The sequence below is a fragment of the Pseudomonas sp. NPDC087626 genome (genome assembly GCF_044743405.1).
Lineage (GTDB): Bacteria > Pseudomonadota > Gammaproteobacteria > Pseudomonadales > Pseudomonadaceae > Aquipseudomonas.
Window position 1 is genome coordinate 171,807 of sequence record NZ_JBIUWJ010000009.1, and the last position, 18,450, is coordinate 190,256.

An 18,450-nucleotide genomic window follows, 5' to 3' on the forward strand; every position below is an offset into this window, starting at 1 on the left:
TGGCTGTGGGAACTGCCTAGGGCTGCGTTCGTTTGATCTTGGTTTTGTGGCGGCCGTACGCAAAATGTGCGGACAGCCAGATTGACTGTAGGAGCGAGCCCTGCTCGCGATGGACGTCAACGCTTACCCATGCTGCCTGAATAAACGCGTTGCGTTCATCGCGAGCAAGCCGCAAGCCGGCGCCCGCACCTACCGGTACATCGCAGCGAAGGATCAGTGACCCTTCTTGCCCATGCTGTTACCTACCGCGCCACCGGCGGCACCGCCCAGGCCGGCGCCGATGGTTGCACCATTCTTGCCGCCCAGCGAACGCCCGATGACCGAACCACCGGCCGCGCCGACACCACCGCCAATGGCGGCCTTGGTGCGATTACCCTTGTGGGCGCCCGCAGCACCACCGGCAGCGCCGGCTACACCCGCGCCAATGGTCGCGCCGGTGCTGCCACCGAGCTTCTGACCCACCACGTTGCCCAACGCGCCACCCAGGCCGCCACCCAACGCCGCGGTGCCATCACCGGAAGCCATTGCACCTTGAGCGACCAGAAGCCCCAGAACCAGAGCAGGCAGAGTTAAACGCATGACATGAACCTCAAACAGAGTATTGAATCGTAGAAATGGGCTGCTACTGAAGGGGGGTGTCCAGACGAGGATGCCGCCAACCTTGCTGTGCGCGTGGGTTGGACAGCAATTAGCCGAAGAGTTTTATCGCGGGCAAAAAAAAGCCCGCTGGGGAACGGGCTGACAAGACTTGCTTTTAACGGATGAGCTGAGCCTACGTTTTGGCTTGTGAAAGAAACGTGAAACACCCCAACCACTCCTGGTTACATTGATACAAAATATGACACACCTGCATATCACCCCTCCTCCCGCCAAACCGTAGGCACAAAAAACCCCGCACATCGGCGGGGCCTGTCGGGTTTTCGATCACTTGCGCAATGGCACGGTGACCCTGGGCATGAACGGTTTACTGGAAGTCCTGCTCACTGTGGACGCACGGACCTGACCCGGTTTGCTCGGCGCTTGGCCAAACCCCGAGACGTAATCTGTCTGCCCGCAGTGCACACAGTTGTTGATCGGGTACTCAGCGCCATCATCTTCGATGTACGGATTGCTCATCTCTGCGTCCCTCCCTACAGGTCGGTACCGACAAACAAGCGTTTGCCTGAAAAGCACAGACCCTCAAGAGATTCCAGACTAGCCGGTCATACCCGGACCACCCATTCAAAAAGCCATCCGCCGACGAATGGCCCAAGTCGGGTTACTTGAGCTTGACCGCGGTACCGGTCACAAAGACCACCAGCATGCTGCCCTTGCCGGAGGGCATGCTGATTTCAAAGTTGACCCCCACCACCGCATCCGCCTGCAGGCTGCGGGCGCGCTCCTTGAGCTCGTCAGTGGCCTGGGTACGGGCTTCACGCAGGGCTTTCTCGAGGGTCTGGGAACGCCCGCCGAAAAAATCGCGCATGCCGGCAAATATATCCCGCACCACATTGATGCCCTGCACGGACTCGGCGCTGACGATGTCCAGGTACGCCGCAATCTGCCGACCTTCGATGGAATGGGTAGTGGTGGTGATCATGAAAACTTCCTTGATGGACTAATGGCGGCCGCGAGGCTGGCCTAAGTCATGAAGACGTACATACTGGGTACTGGCGGCACAGATTCTGCCAGCGAGCGTGCGGGAGAGTGTATGACGGTCTTTTTACTGCTGTACCTGTGCACCGACGCTTCGCGCAGCGACTGCCAGGTGATTGCCGTTGAACATTGGGTGCAGCCCGATGCCTATCAACAGTGCGTCGCGGCGGCCAGACAATTGACCAAGGACCTCACCGCGAAAAACCGCCAGAGCAATTATTTCGTCTGTGAAACCCAAGCCAGCCCATGAGCTACAGGCAATCGCGCACCGCCTTGCGCAAGGCCGCCGACTTGGCCCACGGCGGTCCCTGGTACAACGAGACCTTGCTGCCGTCCTTGTACTTGACGATATCGACGATCTCATCGGCGGTAATGATGCTGGGCGCGTTGATCCGCCAGCCGTTGGAGATCTGGGTCTGGGTAGCCTTGGGCACCTCGCGCTGCCAGGCTGGCAACACACAGGCCGCGTATTCCTTGGGCGGCTTGGCAGTCTCCTTGCTCAGGTTCGGCTCCCCCGGCACCAGCGAGGCCGGTAACGAACACCCCGCCAACACCACACACCCCAGCGCTGCCATCCATATCCGCATGATTGTTCCTTGCACTCAAAGAGGAAAATGTAGCTTCACATTGAGTGCTCAGCCAGCCCACCCGGCATCAGGCCAGAACCACCACCCGGGTTGCATGGCCTGGGCCGAATGGATTCACACTCAGCGCCAGGCCAACGCTCCTGCTTAGAAAATCGCGCGATAGATGGCCGCTACATCCTGCTCCGTCATGTCCCGTGGATTGCTGTCGATCAAGCGGCGAATGCCTACCACCACTTCCGTGGCCATCGACGGGATGGCCTGTTCGTCGACCTGCAGCTTCGACAAACGCGTCTCCAGGCCGCTGTCGCGCACCAGCGCCTCAATGGCCAGGACAAACGCCTCGGCCGCCGTGGCCTCATCGGCAAACAGCTGGTCCGGCAGCAGATAGGCTGCCAGTTCAGCATATTGGCGCTGCGCCCGGGCGAGGTTGAAGCGAATGATCGGTGCCATGACCAGGGCGTTGGCGTGGCCATGGGGAATATGGAAGCGCGCCCCCAACGGATAGGCCAGGGCATGGATCGCCGCCACCGAAGCATTGACGAATGCCATGCCCGCCATCAGTGAACCTTGCAGCATCGCCGTGCGTGCCGCGACGTCCCGACCATCGGCCAGCACCTTGGGCAGATTGCGTCCCAGCAAAGCCAAGGCGGCGGTGGCCAGGCTGTCGGCAATTGGGTTCTTGCGCGTGCGGCTGGTGTAGGCCTCGATGGCATGCACCATGGCATCCAGGCCGGTGGCGGCAGTGACCTTGGGCGGCAGGCCGAGGGTCAGCTCGGGGTCGAGCACCGCCACGTCGGGCAGCAATTGCGGCGAGTACACCACCTGCTTGCACTGCTGCTCATCAGTGATTACCGAGACCCAGGTCACCTCCGAACCCGTGCCGGCGGTGGTTGGCATCAACACCAGCGGCACCCGTTGCCCCAGCGCTTTATCGGTGCCGTACATGGCTTCCAGGGACTGCTCGCTATTGACCAGCAAGGCCACCAGTTTCGCCGCATCCAGGGAACTGCCGCCCCCCAACCCCAGCACCCCATCGACCTTGAACGCGCGCGCCTGGGCTGCGGCCTGCTTGACCACACTGGCCGAAGGGTCGGGCACCACCTGATCGAACACCGTCACCTCGCAGCCAGCAGCGTGCAAGGCCTGTTGCGCACTGGCGGCAAAACCCAGGCTGACAATGCCTGGGTCGCACACCAGCATCACCCGTTGTGCGCCCAATCCGCTGAGCACGTGCCCGACCTGTTGCAGCGCACCGGCTTCACACAGGATGCGCGGTACGCTTCTGAATTCGTAACTCATGAATCACTCCTTCGCCCTACAGCACCGAGGCGTAGATGGCGTGAATATCGTCGCGGTTGAGCGGACGCGGGTTGTTGATCAGCAAGCGCTCGACCTTCAGCGCGTCCTCGGTCAGCCGGGACAGGTCCTGGGCCGTGACGCCCACCTCATGCAAACGCTGGGCGAACGGCATGCGCGCCACCAGGCGGGTGATGAAATCGATGAACCCCTCGCACGCCTCGGCCGCATTGGCAAAGCGCTGCTGCGGCAGTACCGCCGAGGCCAGTTGCGCGTACAGCGGCTCGGCCGCCGAACGGTTGAAATTCAGCACGGGCACCAACACCAGGGCATTGCTCAAGCCATGGGGCACGTGGAATTGCCCACCCAGTGGATAGGCCAGCGCATGCACCGCCGCCACTGGCGCATTGGCGAACGCCATGCCGGCCAGCATCGAACCCAGGAGCATGTCCGAACGCGCCGCCAAGTCACCCGGCTCGGCCAGTACCCGATCCAGGTTGCCCGCCAGCAAACGCAGGGCCTGCACCGCCAGGCCATCGGACAACACGTTTTTCTTGTGCACGCTGGTATAGGCCTCGATGGCATGCACCATCGCATCGACCCCGGTCATGGCGCTGATCGCCGCCGGCAGGCCGACGGTCAAGCGCGCATCCAGCAAGGCGATGTCCGGATACAACAGCGGGCTGACCACGCCCTTCTTTTCATGGCTGGGGGTAGTGACGATTGCCACGGCCGTGACCTCGGACCCGGTGCCCGCAGTGGTCGGCACCTGGATCAACGGCAACCGTGGCCCCTTGGCCAGGTTGATGCCGTAGATGGACTCCAGCGACTGCTCGTGACCACACAGCAGCGCCACCAGCTTGGCGGTGTCCAGGGAGCTGCCGCCGCCCAACCCGATGACCGCCTGGGCGCTGCAACCGCGCGCCACTTCCACCGCATCCAGCACCGCGGCCACCGGCGGATCCGCCTGCACATCGCTGTACAGCGTGACCTGCACGCCCTGCTCGCGCATCGCCGCCTGCGGTGCATCGAGCAAGCCGGCGCGCAGCAGGCCTGGGTCACTGACCAGCAGTACCCGCTCGGCTTTGAGCTCGCGACACAACTGGCCCAGGCGCAAGGCGCCGTCAATTTCACAGATCACCCGTGGGGTGGTTTCAAAGGTAAATGTCGACATGGTGCTCCCTACCCTACTGTCACGCTGCCGCGCTCGATGCGAAACAACGCATCGACCAGGTCAGCAGAATGAGTGTCATCGGACTCGCTGATCAGCACGCACAAACCTTCCTGCCCGAGCTTGGCGATCACCTCGCTCAAGCGCCTCGACAGCACGGGCGCCACGCCCTCGAAGGGTTCGTCGAGCAACAACAGCTTGTTGCCGGGCATCAGCGCCCGGGCCAGCGCCACCAGTTTTTGCTGGCCGCCCGACAGTTGCATGGCCTTGCGGTCGCGGAACTGGGCGATCTCCGGGATCAGGCTGTACACCCATTCCAGGCGGCGCTGGCTGTCGGCCAAGTGATTGGCCCAGACCGGCAGCAGGATGTTCTCCTCGACCGTCAACGCCGGGATCAACCGCCGATCCTCCGGCAAATAGCTGATACCCGCCGCCGCCCGCTTGAAGCTGGGCAGGGTGCGCAGGTCCTGCCCGGCAAAGGACATGTCACCCGCGTCGGCGTCCAGCAACCCCATGATGGCGCGGATCAGCGTGGTCTTGCCGGCGCCGTTATGGCCGATCAACCCCACCATCTGCCCGGCGCCCACGGTCAGCGACACCTGGTGCAGGATCGGCACCCCTTCGATCGACACACTCAGGTTGCGAATCTCAAGACTCATAGCGCGGCCCTCAGGTGAACTTTCTGGCTACCGGTGACAAATTCCTGCACCCGCGGATTGGCCAGCACCTGTTCCGGCACCCCGTCGGCCAGTACTTCACCGCTGTAGAAGGCGAGGATGCGCGAGACGTAACGACGCACCACGTCCATGTCGTGCTCGACAAACAACACCGTCACCCGGCGCTCGGCGACCACCCGCATCACCGTGTCCATCAGCGCGGTTTTCTCCTCGGCACTGACCCCACTGGTGGGTTCGTCGAGCAGCAGCATCTGCGGCTCGCCAATCAGCGCCATGGCGATATCGATCAACTTGCGCACCCCCTGCGGCACGGCGGTGACCTGGGTATCGCGCCAGCGGGCGATGTCGAACTGCGCAAGCATCGCGTCGGCCAACGCCACCCGCGCCGCCGTGCGCATCGGCGCCAGCAGCGAGGGAAACGGGTTCTGCGCCGCCGCCACGGCGATCAGCAGGTTGTCCATTACGCTCAACTGGGGGAACAACTGGGCGACCTGGAACGAGCGGGCCATGCCCAGGCGGGTAATCGCCCGGGGCGTGCGGCCGATGATCGACTGGCCATTGAACAGGACCTGGCCACTGCTGGGTTTCAGGTAGCCGGTGACCATGTTGATAAAGGTGGTCTTGCCGGCGCCGTTGGAACCGATGACACCGACCACTTCGCCCGGCCGAATGCGCACGTTGACGTCCTTGGCCGCGGTGACCGCACCAAATGCCTTGCACAGTCCTTGAGTTTCGAGAATGCAGTTCATGCCTTGGCCCTCCGCGCTTGTCCGGTAAACAGGCTCCACAACCCCTTGGGCAGGAACACGATGATCGCCAGCAAGGTGAAGCCCAGAATCATTTGCCAGCTATGGGGCACCAGCTCGATCGCATAGGTGCGCACCACCGCAAACACAATCGCCGCAATGAAGGGCGCCGCGACGTGGGCGGTACCGCCGAGCAAGGCGATGAACACGAACTCGCCAGAGGTGATCCAGTACGCCATTTCCGGGTCGATGTGCCCGGCCGACAACGCCATGAAACCGCCGCCCAGGGCCGACACCGCAGCCGCCGCGACGTAGTTCATGTACAGCACCCAGCGGGGAGATTGGCCGAGGTACTCGACGCGCACTTCGTTTTCGCGAATCGCTTCGCACATCATCCCGGCACTGCTGCGGCTGTAGCGGTGCAGCAACACCGCCAACACCGCGCAGACGCCGACGATGATGATGAACAGCGCGAGCGGCGCCTGGCCCTGGGCCGGGCTCCAGCCGAACAGGCTCCAGGCCTTGACGTTGAAGCCGTCGGTGCTGCCCAGGGCCGAGCTCTTGACCAGCACGCCGTACAGGATCATCGAGAACGCCAACGACAACATGGCGAAAAAGATCTCTCGGTAGCGGGTCATCAACAGGCCCAGCAGCATCGCCAGCAACACGGCTGCGCCCACCCCGATCACCAGCAGCAAGGCCAGGTCGGAGATCTCCAGGAAGTGCCCGCTCATGCCCACGGCATAACCGCCGACGCAGAAGTACAGGCCCTGGCCGAAGGTCACCAGGCCCGCGCGCATCTGCATCACCACGCCCTGCACCACCATCGACTTGGCCAGGGCCATCGTCAGCAGGAACACCAGCCATTGCGGCGCAATCAAGCCGCCGGCGGCCAGCAGCAGCGCGACGCCGAGCAGTATCAGTTCGGTTCTATTGAGGCGCATATTAGATTTTCCTCGCCAGCACGCGGCCGAACAGGCCCTGCGGACGCACCGCAAGCACCAGCGCCATCACGCCGTAGATCACAAAGAGTTCGAATTCCGGGGCGTAGTGCACGGCGGCGGCACGGCTCAGGCCCACCAGCAAGGCACCGACTGCAGCGCCTTCGATGCTGCCCATGCCACCGACCACGACCACGGCAAAGGCCAGCACGATGATTTCCACGCCCATGCCCGGCACCACGGAAATCGCCGGCGCCGTCAGGGCACCCGCCAGCGTGCCGAGCATGGTGCCCAGCACGAACACCAGGGTGAACATGCGGCGCACGTTGACGCCCATGGCCATCGCCACTTCCCGGTCATGGATCACCGCGCGCAGCACCTTGCCCTGGTGGGTGCGCTCCAGCCACAGCCACAGGCACAGGCCCAGCACCACCGATACGCCGACCAGCATCAGGTCGTAGTTGGACACCTTGAGCCCCGCCAGGGCGCTGCGGCCCATCTCGGCATACGGCTGATAGGCGAAGTAAGGATTCACCCCCCAGACCATCTTCATGCTGTCTTCGAGGACCAGCAGCAAGGCGTAGGTGATGATCACCATCAGCACTTCGTCGCGGCCGTACATGAAGCGCAACAACCCGCGCTCGATGATCAGCCCGACGATCAGACCGGCCACCAGCGCACAGCCGAGCATCAACAGATACCCCGCCCACACCGGCCCGATACCGTTGTTGAAATACCAGCCCACCAGCGACGCGGCGGTATAGGCGCCGATGGCGTAGAAGCTGCCATGGGCCATGTTCAGGATGCGCATCACCCCGTAGATCACGGTGAGCCCGGCGGCTACCAGGAACAGCCACGAGGCATAGATGGTGCCGTCAATCAGCACCGCAAAAAGACTCATCATAGGGGTCCTACCTTGGCAAAGAGGTGGCGGCGCCCGCAGGCCCGCCACAGTGGATCAATCACGCGGCGCGGCTCAGTTGCACTGGGCACCCGGGAAGCCGGCCTTGATCCATTCCAGCGCGGTGGTACCGTCCGGCGGAGTCACGCACTCACCGTTGAAGGCGATGACGTTCTGCACGCCGCCCTTCTTGTTCGCCGCGTCGTACTGGTACTCGCCGTAGGCAATGCCTTGCATCGCCTGGTGACCACCGGCCCGAGCCATTTGCACCTGGCCCGAGACTGACTCGAAGGTCGCGCCCTTGAAGGCCTTGGCGATCTCCAGCGGTGCCGGGACCTTGCCCGACTCGACCTTGGCGTTCTCCGCCGCGTGCTTGAGGCCGAGAATCGCCTGGGCCATCTTGCTCGCCGGGTACGTCGGGTCGGTCTTGTAGGCCGCCTGGTAGCTGCCCTTGAACCAGCGGTTGAGCTCGTTATCCGGGGCAAACGCACCGAATGGCCCACGGCCGCCGATGATCATGCCGTTGGGTGCCTGGTCCTTGTAGCGGTCAATCGCCGACTCGCCGCACGTCAGCACGGCGGTCGCATCCTCCAGCAGGCCACGGGCGTTGGCCTGCAGTACCAGGGCCTCCATGTCGCCACCCCAGAAGCTGGAGTGGATGATGTCCGGGCGCTTGACCGACAAGGCGGAAATCTCGGCGCCATACTGGCCCTGGAACACCTTGGGCATTTGCGACTCGACCACCTTGGCCTTGGGCATCAACTGCTCCATGGAGTGGGTGAAGTCGTTCCAGCTGTCCTGGCCCCAGGCGTAGTTCTGCTGGATCCCGGCGACCTTCTGCGCGTCCGGGCGGACCTTGGCCAGGTAACGCGCCGCGCCGATGTTGTCCACGGCCGCATCGAGGCTGGTGCGGAACACGAACTGCGGGGTCTTGTCTTCATTGAACAACTGCGAAGTGCCGCAATCGTAGAACACCGTCATCGCGCCCAGCTCTTCGGCCACCGGGGCAATGGCCAGGCAGTCGCCGGACGAGATGTAGCCCACCACCGCATCGACCTTCTGGCGCTGCACCAGGTTACGGAACTCTTCCACCTGCTTGGCCGCACCACCGGCCTCATCGATGATCACCACTTCGATCTCGGCACCGTTGATGCCAATGGTGTTGTAGGGCGCGGGCAGCTTGCCCTGGTTCAGCCCTTCCACCAGTACCTTGGCGGCATTCGCCGAGGGTTCGCCGAACGGGCCGGCGGCAGGGCCCGAGAGGAAGGTCACGATACCGATGCGGAACTTGCCGTTCTCGGCTGCCTGGACGCTGGTGGTCAAGGACAGGGCCAGGCCCGTGGCAGCGATGGCCAGGGCCAGGGGATGTTTGATCATGGTTTTTTTATAGTTGTACATGGGCTGATGTCTCGGTGGATGAATGAACGGCCTAAGGTGCCTGGCCCTCGGTACTGCGTTTACGTGCGGCCAGTCGCCGCGCCAGCGTGGCGTCATCGAGCTGCAGCTCCTGCGCCGAATACACCGACCAGTCCCCCAGCATCAGTTGCGCCGGAGGAAAATCGGAATTGGCCACAGGAGTGCCAACCGCCTGGGTTTGCTGGATCTGGTGGGTGATCGGGTCAATCCTTGAAGCGAAACCGTCCGGGTCTTCCGGCAGGGCAATCTCCAGCCCCTCCAACGCCTTGATCAATGCCTGGCTGTCGGTGGCCCCGGCGGCTTTCTCATAGGCCTTGGCCAGCACCATCACGCCGGTGTAGGCGCCCTGGGCGGCGTAGGTCGGGTATCGCCCGCTCAGGGCACGAAAGCGCTCGACAAAGGAGTGGTTGCGCTCGGTGGCCGGCCAGTTATTGTGGTGACGGGCCGAGAGAATCAACCCCGGCGGCGCCTTGGCTCCCAGTGACACCAGGAAGTCGTAGTTGCCACCCGTGTCGAAGTTGGCCAGGCGCGAGGTTTCGAACAACCGGGTACCGGCTGCCTGCTTGATGAAGGCGTGCAGGTCGCCGCCCCACAGGGCCGAGACAATGATGTCGGGCCTGGCCTGCTCGAGGGCGGCGATGTACGCCGAATAGTCCGGCTCGTACAGCCGTGGCCACAGCTCGGTGACATCTTCGAATTGCACGCCCAACTGGCTGAAGGCTTCATGCAGGTCATCACGGGAGACGTGGCCGTACTCGTAGTCCGGACCGATGAACGCCAGGCGCTTCCACCCCGTGGTTTTCTGCAGCGCTTGCAGATAACGGGCACCGGCCGCCATCGAGGTCCAGGTGTCGTTGGTCACCCGAAAATAATACGGATGACCGTTTTCCAGGGTCATGCGCGAGGACGCATGGTCGGTGCCGATCATCAGCACCCGCTCCTGGTAGGCCAGCTCGCTGACCGCCAGCGCCACCCCCGAAGACACCATGCCGCACAACACCTGCACGCCGTCCTTGTGGATAAAACTCTTGGCCAGGCTGACGCCATAGGACGCCTTCGACTGGTCGTCATCGACGATCACCCGCAGGCGCGGCAGCAACTCGCCCGCCTCACGCCGGGCATGCAATTCGTCCAGGGCCACCTGGATGCCGACGATGCTGTCCTGGCCGTAGATCGCGGCGCGCTCGGTCATCGGGTACAGGCAGCCCATGGTCAGGTCGGCCTGACCGGCGGCCACGCCTAACTCCAGCCGGCCAACCTGGGCACAGGCGGCAACGCTCACGAGCACACTGCTGAAGGCCAGGGCAACCTGAAACCAATGACGGGGCAGGGACATACAATGAATTCCTGTTGGGCGTTGACAACGCCTCTTGTTGGACAGCCGGGTTGCTAGAGCAAGGGCTGTGCCAGAGGCGTTGGGGAAGGTCTCAGGATGGGCAAAGCGAACCAGCCAAACCCTTGTAGGAGCGAGCGCCCGCTTGCGGCTTGCTCGCGATGGCGGTGTGTCAGGCACCGTTGATGTTGGCTGTGCCTGCCCCATCGCGAGCAAGCTCGCTCCTACAAGGGTTTGGCGGGTGTGTTGGTGGCGGGGATGTTGAGCGGTTAGCGCTCATCCCCCGCGCAAGGTTGAGCGGTTAGCGCTCGATGCCCAGGCGTTGCAAGCGACGCTTGAGCGCATGCCGGGAGATCCCCAGCAGGTGCGCGGCCAGGCCCTTGTGCCCGGCGGTCCGGCTGAGGGCATCGGTCACCAGCTCGCGCTCGGCGCGCTCCAGCTGATCGCCCAGCGCCTGGGCCTCGCTCGCCAGTTCGGGGCCGTGCATCGGTGCCGGCAACAACGCCGCGCTGATCGCCCGGCCCGGGGACAGGATGGTCAGGCGCTCGATGAGGTTCTTCAGCTCGCGAACATTGCCCGGCCAGCGATGGGCACGCAGCGCCGCCAGACAGTCCGCCTCGAACCGGATCGCCTCGACGCCCTCCTCCAGGGCCTGGCGCCGGGCAAAATACTCGGCCAGCAGCACCACATCATCGCCGCGCTCACGCAGGGCCGGAATGTCCACGGTGATCACGTTCAGCCGATAAAACAGGTCCTCGCGAAACCGCCCCAGGCGCACATCTTCCGCCAGGTCGCGATTGGTCGCCGCCACCACCCGTACGTCGGCGTTGCTGGCGCGATTGGCCCCCACCGCACGGTAACTGCCGTTCTCCAGGAAGTGCAGGAGCTTGGCTTGCAACGCCAGGGGCAACTCGCCGATTTCATCGAGAAACAGCGTCCCGCCATCGGCCTGGCTGACCAGCCCCACACGCTTTTGATGGGCACCGGTGTAGGCGCCCTTCTCCGAGCCGAACAGCTCGGCCTCGATCAACTGCTCCGGCAAGGCGGCGCAATTGACCTCGATAAAGGCGTGGGCCACCCGCGAGCTATGGGCATGCAGCGCCTGCGCCACCAATGTCTTGCCAGTACCGGACTCGCCCAGCAGCAGGATGCGCGTCGCCGAACTGCGCGCGATGCGCTGCACCGCCGCACTCAGGGTGCACATCGCCGGGCTCTGGCCGTGCAGGCCGGCGTCCATCCGCTGGCCATCCGACTCGGCCACGGGCCCGGGTGTGGCCAGGGTGCTGGCGATGGTCGCCAACAGGTCATCCAGTTCGAAGGGTTTGGTCAGGTAGTCGGTCGCCCCGCCTTTCACCGCCTGCACCGCCGCACGCGTATCGCCGTGCGCAGAGATCATGATCACCGGTAACCCGGGCTGCAGCGCGCGCAGGCCGTCGAGCGTGGCCAGGCCATCGATGCCCGGCAGGCCGAGGTCGAGCAGGACCATGTCGATGTCGGCCGGCCCGCCCTTGACCCGCTCCAGCGCCGCCTCGCCACTGCCGGCCGTGCTGATGCGCATGCCCTCCGCACGCAAGGCATAGCTGAGAGAGCGCACCAGCGCCTCTTCATCATCAACGATCAAAACGTGAATTTCAGACATCAACGGCTCACTTAGCGCGTGCACTGAGGCCAGGGAAATCAAGCGTGACCTGCGTGCCCTCCCCCAGCGTACTGACGATTTCCATGCGGGCGGCGTTGGCCTCCAGCAGTTGTTGGCAAATACTCAAGCCCAGCCCGGTGCCTCGGGCTTTGGAGGTAAAAAAGGGTTGGCGAATCTGTTGCAGGTCGGCCTCGGATATCCCGCAACCACGGTCCAGCACGCTGATGCAAACGCGCTCGCCCGAGGCTTCGCCGCGCAGGTGCACCACCTGGTCATCGGGACTGGCCTGTACCGCGTTCAGGCACAGATTGAGCAGCACTTGCTGGGCTTGCTCCGGGTCGACGTACAGCTGCAACCCGGGTTCGGTCCAACAGCGCAGCTCGATATTGTGCGCCTGGCTATCCGCCGCCACCTGCCGTGCGATGCGCTCGAACAACTGCGCCACGTCCACTGCCTGGGGCTGGGCCGGGTGTGGCCGGCCGTACTCCAGGAGATCGCTGGTGACATGGGACAGTCGATCGATTTCCTGACCGAGATCGCTCAACAGCATCCGCCGCTCCGGCTCCTGTTCACGCCGCAGCAGCGCTTGCACGGTGGTCTTCATGGTTGCCAGGGGGTTACGCACCTCATGGGCAACGCCGGTGGCGAACGTACCCAACACCGCCAGGTTTTCACTGCGCACGGTGTTTTCCATCACAGCCGCCAAACGCTCGGCCATCACATTGAAGGCCCTGGCGACATGCCCGATCTCGTCGTTGTGCGGCTGCTCCGCCAGGCGATAACCGAGGTCGCCCATCGACAGTTGGTGAGCCCCTTGCAACAGGGTACTGACCCGTGCGCGCAGTTGCCGCGACAGGGTGAAAAACACGATGAGGATAAACCCGATGAAGCTCGCGGCCACCCAGTACAACCACTGGCGAGCATCGTTCAAGGGTTCGAGGATCGCCCCCGGCTGGACGCTGAATACCAGTTGCCAACCCGGCAGGATCTGCGGCCCCTCGCGCCACTGCGTGGGGGCCGGAACCACGCGCCCGGTGGGATCGATGAACACCCCGCCCGGCACCCGCAACAACGGTGCGACCACTCCACTCATACCGGCGCTGACCAGCAGTTCGGTCAACGACGCCAGGCGCAGGTGCAAGGCGATACTCGCCCCATGATCGGTGCGTCCGCTGCGAATCAGCTTGCGAATCAAAAATCCACCGGAACGCCCGGCCTTGGGCAGCAACGGCCCGATCACCTCGACATCACCGACGTGGGTGCTCGGCAAACCGGCGACCGACCACTGCGAATTGGTCCAGTAGGGTTCACCCGAGGCCGCTTGGCCGGGCAGCACATTGAGCAACTGCTCGTGCTCATCGAAGAACAGCACGCCGTACAGGAACGGCAGGTCACCCTCGAGCTTGAGCAGTGAATCCACATCGCTGCTGGGACGCGACTGGTCGGTGATGAAGTCCGGCATGTTCGGGTGGTTGGACAACGCCGACAGCTGGTAGAAGCGGTCATCGAGAAACGATGACAGACGGTTGGCCGTGGACAGCGCCTGGGCATCGAGCCGCTCACCGGTCAAGCGGTTGAGCAAATCCTTGGCCAGTTGCTCGTAGAAAATCGCCAGGGCAATCAGGGCGATGCTCATGACCACCACGGAAAGCAGGGTGTAGCGCGCCACCAGACTGCGCCGCGGACGCGCGAGCCAGTGCCACAGCACAGAGGTTGGAGCGTTGGGGTTCATAATTTTTTGTTTGTTTTTGTATGAACCCGGCAGCATAAGGACCCAGGCGCGCTCCTGTCCACCGCGCCCCTTCAGATCTCCAGAATGCCCGATGCCATGAAACCGCCGTCCACCGGAATCACATGGCCGCTGATGTACGACGAATCATCGGATGCCAGGAAGGCCACCGCCCCAGCCATTTCCGCCGGAGTGCCATAGCGGCGCATCGGTACGGCGCGGGCATAGGAATCGCGCGTCGCGGCCGAGTGCAGCCTCTGCGTCAGCGGGGTATCCACCGGGCCTGGGGCAATGCCGTTGACGGTAATCCCGTACTCGGCAAGCTCGACGGCCATCTGCCGGGTCAGCCCGATGAGCGCGGCCTTGGACGTGCCGTAGGCCGTGCGGCCCAAGCTGGCGCGCAGACCGCTGATCGAGGCGACGTTGATGATCCGCCCCCAGCCATTGGCCTGCATCAGCCGCGCCGCGTGTTGGCCGCAGAGCAGCGAACCGGTCAGGTTAATGTTCAGGACCCGCTGCCAGTCGCTGAGGTCGCACTCCAGGAACGCCTGGGTCTTGGCCACCCCGGCATTGTTGACCAGCACATCACAGCGCCCGAAGCGCGCTTGCAGCAAGGCAAACGCCGCGGCTATGGACTGCGCGTCGCCGACGTCGATGACCAGGGCCATCGCCGTTATGCCTTGGGCATCCAGCCCGGCGACCATTTCTTGTGCCGCCGCCAGGTTGATGTCGGCCACCACCACGGTATGCCCGTCGTGCCCCAGGCGTTCGGCGATGGCGGCACCGATCCCCATGGCGGCCCCGGTCACCAGGGCCACGCGCCCAAGTTCCGCGGCGCCTGGCAGTTGTTGTTTGGCTGATTGGCTCATGACAAGTGCTCTCTTAAAGGAAACCGATGGAAATCCATGGGAAACAGGCGACGATAATCAACGCCAGGATCAATGCCGCGAGGTAGCCCCATACACGCCGGATGACCAGGTCGGAGGAAACCTTGCTGATCGCGCAGGCGGCGTAGAAACCAACCCCCAGGGGTGGTGCGAACAGGCCGATGCCCATGGCCAGGATCACCACCATGGCGTAATGCACCGGGTGAATCGAAAGCATCTCGGCCAGCGGGAACATCAGTGGCCCGAACAGCACGATCGCCGGGATGCCTTCGAGCACGCTGCCCAGGATCACGAAAGTGACGATGGTGACGATCATGAAGCCGATGGCTCCGCCCGGGATTTCACTGATCAGGTCCACCAGCGATGCCGAGAAGCCCGACTGGGTCAGTGCCCAGGCCATGGCCGATGCCATGCCGATGATCAGCAGGATGGCGCCGGAGAGTGCCGCCGCTTCGAGCATCATCGGGTAGACCTTCTTGAACTCGATGTGGCGCATGAACAGGTGCATCACCAGCCCGACCATCACCACATATGCCACACCGATGGTGGAGACCTCGGTCGCGGTGGCCGCGCCTTCCAGCACTGCCACTCGGATCAGCACCGGCAGGGCCAGCGCCGGCACAGCGATCATGAACGTGCGCGCGACCACCGACAGCGGCGCACGCTGGACATTGGGCATTGCTTCCTTGCGTGAACGCCACCAGCACACCAGCGCGATCACCACGGTGGCCACCACCGCCGGCATCAGCCCACCGATGAACAGCGCGGTAATCGAGACGCTGCACACCGCGCCGATGGTGATCAACACCAGGCTTGGCGGAATGGTCTCGGTCATCGCCCCGGTCGCCGCCAGCAGCGCGGCCAGTTCTTCGGGCTCGGAACCGCGTTTTTTCATTTCAGGAAACAGGGCCGGTGCTACGGCCGCCATGTCGGCGACCTTGGAACCGGAAATCCCCGAGACCAGGAACATCGCCCCCAGCAACACATACTGCAGGCCGCCGCGCACATGACCGAGCAACGAGGCCATGAAGTCGATCAGCGTGCGCGCCATGCCGGACAGTTGCAGCACCACGCCCAGCATCACGAACAGTGGCACCGCCAGCAGCACCATGTGCGACATGCCTTCGTCCATGCGACTGACCACAATCGACAACGGGGCATGGGTGGCCAGCGCCAGATAGGCCATGGTCGCGGTGCCGAAGGCGAACGCGATGGGAATCCCGCCGAAGACACAGGCCCCCAGCAGCACCAGGAAAAAGATAATCAGGTTGTAGTTGCCCAGGTCCACCAGCAACGGCTGGCTGATCCACAACACCGAGGCCACGAGCGCCACCACGGCAATCCCGGCCATGAACTGGCGCACCGTGGAAAACCGCGCCATGCGCGACACGGCGGCCAGCAGCATCAACACCGCACCGACCGGCAAGGCCGCTGCGCGCAGGCCATCGGGAATGCCCAGCGCCGGGGTGGTGATCGACATCTGCTCATGGGAGTGCTGCATGGCCGGGGCGATGATCATCACCACGAACAGGCACACCACCAGCGCCGACAGCGTCTCGCAGAAGCCGCGCCAGGCTTGCGGCAGCTTGTTCACCAGCGCCGACATGCGCATGTGTTCGCCGCGGTCCAGCGCCAGCACCGCACCAAACATGGCCATCCAGATAAACAGCGAAGACGCCAGCTCATCGGACCAGATCAGCGGACTGTGCAGCAGGTAGCGGTAAATCACTCCCGCCAGCAGCACGCAGGTTTCGATCACCATCAACGCGACGGTGATCAACCCGACTGCCCGCATGGTCCATGTGTTCAGACAGACAAGCGCCCGGGCCGGCAGGCGCATGGTAGACGTGGGGGCCACTGCCGCTGGCGCGACCATCATGCCAGTTTCCCGGCATATTTCTCGAGGATGGACCAGGCGGCGTCGCCGAACTTGTCGTGCCAGTCGCCATAATAATTGGCGCTTTGCAGGCGCTCGCGGAACGGTTCCGGCGCCGCCGCCACCAACTCCAGGCCTTGCTGCTTGAGCGTATCGCGGATGGTGCCCTGCAGCTTGGCCAGGTCATCGCGCTGCGCGAGCACGGCGGTATTGATGTGTTTGCTGACCACGGCCTGCACGTCCGCGGGCAAGCGCTTGAAGGAGGCGCTGTTACCCAGCATCCAGAAGCCATCCCAGACATGGTTGGTCAGGGAGCAGTACTTCTGCACTTCATAGAGTTTCGCCGAGGCCACCAGGGTCAGCGGGTTTTCCTGGCCCTCGACGATGCGGGTCTGCAGTGCCGAGTACACTTCGGAAAAGTTGATGCTGGTCGGCGCCGCTTCAAAGGCGCGGAAGATCGACATGATGATGGGGCTCGGCGGCACGCGCAGCTTCATGCCCTTGAGGTCGTCGGGGGTGGCAATCGGGCGGGTACTGGTGGTGGTCACCCGAAAACCGTTGTCCCAGATTTTGTCGAACGCAAACAGGGTCTCGGTCTTGGCGATCTCGGCCCGCACATGCGCGCCGAGCTCACCGTCCATCGCACTCCATACTTGCTCGTAATCCTTGAAGGCGAACCCGACGGCGCTGATCTGCACTGAAGGCACCATCGTGCCCAGGATCACCGGCGACAGGGCAAACATGTCGACGGCACCCGAGCGCACTTGGGCCAGGGTATCGGTGTCGCTGCCCAACTGGCTGCTGGGGAAGATCTGGATCTGCACCGCGCCGTTGGTTTCTTCACGAATCGCCTTGGCCATTTCCCGCGCCCGCACATTCATGGAGTGGCTGATGGGCATGTTGTTGGCAAACTTCAGCTTGAACTCGGCAGCCTGGCTCTTGCCGCTGTACAGACCGAGCCCGGCGGCGGCAACGGCGGCAGAAGCAAGGGTGGCCGTTTTGAGAAAGTTGCGGCGCGAAAAGTCGCTCATTTGGTTCTCCTGACTTTATTGTTTTTATGGATCAATGGCCGTTATGCCGGCGACTGGCTAAGCAAGCTATAGCAATTGGGGTGCCACGAATGGCGCAGTCCTCCTGGCGGCAACCCAGGCTGCTACTCAACCAGCTGTTTTCACAAGGAAAAACAGCGCCTGCAGGAATGCATTTATTTCTTGCAGGGCATCTGGCGCGACGGTGGATGTAACAGGTGTCTCCTGCAAGTGTCGCTACACCTGGCATGGCAAGCGACACCTGTCCTGTACATCTGCAGCATAGGTATCTACACAACTGTGGTGCAACGTTGCACCAGGGTGTTGGATTAGACCGAGTACATATCCATTTTTGCGGTAACGGCCTCCTATGGTTCCGCCTGACGGCGGCTCACTTTTGAACAGCGCAAAAGTAAGCAAAACGCTCTTACCCCACCACTCGGTGCCTCGCTTAGGCTCGGCATGCCCGTACTCCGACATTGATTTGGGGGGCCGCCGCAATGGGCCATCCCTGGCCCAGTGCGGCTAAACCGGCGTCCTGCCGGTTTACCCCCCAAATCAATATCGGACTCCGGCCAGCGTGGTTAA

General features: G+C 63.4%; 18 protein-coding genes. 1 reads left to right on the plus strand and 17 read right to left on the minus strand.

What is annotated here, in order from left to right:
* Nucleotides 1-213: 213 nt before the first annotated feature.
* The 3 genes from ACIOVD_RS10305 to ACIOVD_RS10315 form a co-directional block, all read right to left on the minus strand.
* The gene (locus tag ACIOVD_RS10305; RefSeq protein ID WP_095165526.1) at nt 214-579 is read right to left on the minus strand and encodes a glycine zipper domain-containing protein; all 366 of its coding nucleotides are present in this window, start codon (nt 577-579) and stop codon (nt 214-216) included.
* A 345-nt stretch (nt 580-924) separates the two neighbouring features.
* The gene (locus ACIOVD_RS10310; protein WP_095165528.1) at nt 925-1,116 is read right to left on the minus strand and encodes a hypothetical protein; all 192 of its coding nucleotides are present in this window, start codon (nt 1,114-1,116) and stop codon (nt 925-927) included.
* A 142-nt stretch (nt 1,117-1,258) separates the two neighbouring features.
* A complete protein-coding gene (locus ACIOVD_RS10315; RefSeq protein WP_401127442.1) occupies nt 1,259-1,579 on the minus strand; it encodes a YbjQ family protein in 321 nt (106 codons plus the stop codon).
* Between the two features lie 111 nt (nt 1,580-1,690).
* On the opposite strand from ACIOVD_RS10315, the gene ACIOVD_RS10320 reads away from it, so the two are divergent.
* Nucleotides 1,691-1,885: a hypothetical protein gene (locus ACIOVD_RS10320; RefSeq protein ID WP_095165532.1), complete on the plus strand. Its 195-nt coding sequence runs from the start codon at nt 1,691-1,693 to the stop codon at nt 1,883-1,885.
* Nucleotide 1,886: 1 nt separating this feature from the next.
* On the opposite strand, the gene ACIOVD_RS10325 is transcribed toward ACIOVD_RS10320, so the two are convergent.
* The 14 genes from ACIOVD_RS10325 to ACIOVD_RS10390 form a co-directional block, all read right to left on the minus strand.
* Entirely contained in the window at nt 1,887-2,222 is a 336-nt protein-coding gene (locus tag ACIOVD_RS10325) for a hypothetical protein (RefSeq protein ID WP_159997143.1), read from the minus strand.
* Between the two features lie 144 nt (nt 2,223-2,366).
* Nucleotides 2,367-3,521 (minus strand): iron-containing alcohol dehydrogenase, encoded by a 1,155-nt coding sequence (locus ACIOVD_RS10330; protein WP_401127444.1) that lies wholly within the window; start codon nt 3,519-3,521, stop codon nt 2,367-2,369.
* 16 nt (nt 3,522-3,537) lie between these two features.
* Nucleotides 3,538-4,692 carry an iron-containing alcohol dehydrogenase gene (locus tag ACIOVD_RS10335; protein WP_401127446.1) on the minus strand — a complete coding sequence of 385 codons (1,155 nt, stop codon included), beginning with the start codon at nt 4,690-4,692 and terminating at the stop codon, nt 3,538-3,540.
* A gap of 8 nt (nt 4,693-4,700) precedes the next feature.
* Nucleotides 4,701-5,348, minus strand: coding sequence for an ATP-binding cassette domain-containing protein (locus tag ACIOVD_RS10340; RefSeq protein WP_095165540.1), 648 nt, complete (start codon nt 5,346-5,348; stop codon nt 4,701-4,703).
* On the minus strand, nt 5,345-6,115 hold the full coding sequence (locus tag ACIOVD_RS10345) for an ABC transporter ATP-binding protein (RefSeq protein ID WP_401127449.1): 771 nt from the start codon (nt 6,113-6,115) through the stop codon (nt 5,345-5,347). The genes ACIOVD_RS10340 and ACIOVD_RS10345 overlap by 4 nt, the downstream gene beginning before the upstream one ends.
* Nucleotides 6,112-7,056, minus strand: coding sequence for a branched-chain amino acid ABC transporter permease (locus ACIOVD_RS10350; RefSeq protein WP_095165544.1), 945 nt, complete (start codon nt 7,054-7,056; stop codon nt 6,112-6,114). The genes ACIOVD_RS10345 and ACIOVD_RS10350 overlap by 4 nt, the downstream gene beginning before the upstream one ends.
* A gap of 1 nt (nt 7,057) precedes the next feature.
* On the minus strand, nt 7,058-7,957 hold the full coding sequence (locus ACIOVD_RS10355) for a branched-chain amino acid ABC transporter permease (protein WP_095165546.1): 900 nt from the start codon (nt 7,955-7,957) through the stop codon (nt 7,058-7,060).
* A 72-nt stretch (nt 7,958-8,029) separates the two neighbouring features.
* Nucleotides 8,030-9,352, minus strand: coding sequence for an ABC transporter substrate-binding protein (locus ACIOVD_RS10360; RefSeq protein ID WP_095165548.1), 1,323 nt, complete (start codon nt 9,350-9,352; stop codon nt 8,030-8,032).
* A 31-nt stretch (nt 9,353-9,383) separates the two neighbouring features.
* A complete protein-coding gene (locus ACIOVD_RS10365) occupies nt 9,384-10,706 on the minus strand; it encodes an ABC transporter substrate-binding protein (RefSeq protein WP_401127452.1) in 1,323 nt (440 codons plus the stop codon).
* A gap of 298 nt (nt 10,707-11,004) precedes the next feature.
* Nucleotides 11,005-12,342, minus strand: a complete 1,338-nt coding sequence (locus tag ACIOVD_RS10370) for a sigma-54 dependent transcriptional regulator (RefSeq protein WP_095165552.1) — start codon at nt 12,340-12,342, stop codon at nt 11,005-11,007.
* Between the two features lie 7 nt (nt 12,343-12,349).
* Nucleotides 12,350-14,074, minus strand: coding sequence for a sensor histidine kinase (locus ACIOVD_RS10375; RefSeq protein WP_401127453.1), 1,725 nt, complete (start codon nt 14,072-14,074; stop codon nt 12,350-12,352).
* 71 nt (nt 14,075-14,145) lie between these two features.
* Complete coding sequence (locus tag ACIOVD_RS10380; protein WP_159997153.1) at nt 14,146-14,940, minus strand: SDR family NAD(P)-dependent oxidoreductase; 795 nt, start codon at nt 14,938-14,940, stop codon at nt 14,146-14,148.
* Nucleotides 14,941-14,953: 13 nt separating this feature from the next.
* Nucleotides 14,954-16,837, minus strand: a complete 1,884-nt coding sequence (locus ACIOVD_RS10385; protein ID WP_095165555.1) for a TRAP transporter large permease subunit — start codon at nt 16,835-16,837, stop codon at nt 14,954-14,956.
* Complete coding sequence (locus ACIOVD_RS10390; protein WP_401127455.1) at nt 16,834-17,865, minus strand: TRAP transporter substrate-binding protein; 1,032 nt, start codon at nt 17,863-17,865, stop codon at nt 16,834-16,836. Before ACIOVD_RS10390 ends, ACIOVD_RS10385 begins: the two co-directional genes overlap by 4 nt.
* Nucleotides 17,866-18,450 lie beyond the last annotated feature (585 nt).

Coding starts and splice junctions, on each gene's coding strand:
- ACIOVD_RS10305 (WP_095165526.1), bottom strand. CDS start 579: ATGCGTTTAACTCTGCCTGCTCTGGTTCTGGGGCTTCTGGTCGCTCAA.
- ACIOVD_RS10310 (WP_095165528.1), bottom strand. CDS start 1,116: ATGAGCAATCCGTACATCGAAGATGATGGCGCTGAGTACCCGATCAAC.
- ACIOVD_RS10315 (WP_401127442.1), bottom strand. CDS start 1,579: ATGATCACCACCACTACCCATTCCATCGAAGGTCGGCAGATTGCGGCG.
- ACIOVD_RS10320 (WP_095165532.1), top strand. CDS start 1,691: ATGACGGTCTTTTTACTGCTGTACCTGTGCACCGACGCTTCGCGCAGC.
- ACIOVD_RS10325 (WP_159997143.1), bottom strand. CDS start 2,222: ATGCGGATATGGATGGCAGCGCTGGGGTGTGTGGTGTTGGCGGGGTGT.
- ACIOVD_RS10330 (WP_401127444.1), bottom strand. CDS start 3,521: ATGAGTTACGAATTCAGAAGCGTACCGCGCATCCTGTGTGAAGCCGGT.
- ACIOVD_RS10335 (WP_401127446.1), bottom strand. CDS start 4,692: ATGTCGACATTTACCTTTGAAACCACCCCACGGGTGATCTGTGAAATT.
- ACIOVD_RS10340 (WP_095165540.1), bottom strand. CDS start 5,348: ATGAGTCTTGAGATTCGCAACCTGAGTGTGTCGATCGAAGGGGTGCCG.
- ACIOVD_RS10345 (WP_401127449.1), bottom strand. CDS start 6,115: ATGAACTGCATTCTCGAAACTCAAGGACTGTGCAAGGCATTTGGTGCG.
- ACIOVD_RS10350 (WP_095165544.1), bottom strand. CDS start 7,056: ATGCGCCTCAATAGAACCGAACTGATACTGCTCGGCGTCGCGCTGCTG.
- ACIOVD_RS10355 (WP_095165546.1), bottom strand. CDS start 7,957: ATGATGAGTCTTTTTGCGGTGCTGATTGACGGCACCATCTATGCCTCG.
- ACIOVD_RS10360 (WP_095165548.1), bottom strand. CDS start 9,352: ATGTACAACTATAAAAAAACCATGATCAAACATCCCCTGGCCCTGGCC.
- ACIOVD_RS10365 (WP_401127452.1), bottom strand. CDS start 10,706: ATGTCCCTGCCCCGTCATTGGTTTCAGGTTGCCCTGGCCTTCAGCAGT.
- ACIOVD_RS10370 (WP_095165552.1), bottom strand. CDS start 12,342: ATGTCTGAAATTCACGTTTTGATCGTTGATGATGAAGAGGCGCTGGTG.
- ACIOVD_RS10375 (WP_401127453.1), bottom strand. CDS start 14,074: ATGAACCCCAACGCTCCAACCTCTGTGCTGTGGCACTGGCTCGCGCGT.
- ACIOVD_RS10380 (WP_159997153.1), bottom strand. CDS start 14,940: ATGAGCCAATCAGCCAAACAACAACTGCCAGGCGCCGCGGAACTTGGG.
- ACIOVD_RS10385 (WP_095165555.1), bottom strand. CDS start 16,837: ATGATGGTCGCGCCAGCGGCAGTGGCCCCCACGTCTACCATGCGCCTG.
- ACIOVD_RS10390 (WP_401127455.1), bottom strand. CDS start 17,865: ATGAGCGACTTTTCGCGCCGCAACTTTCTCAAAACGGCCACCCTTGCT.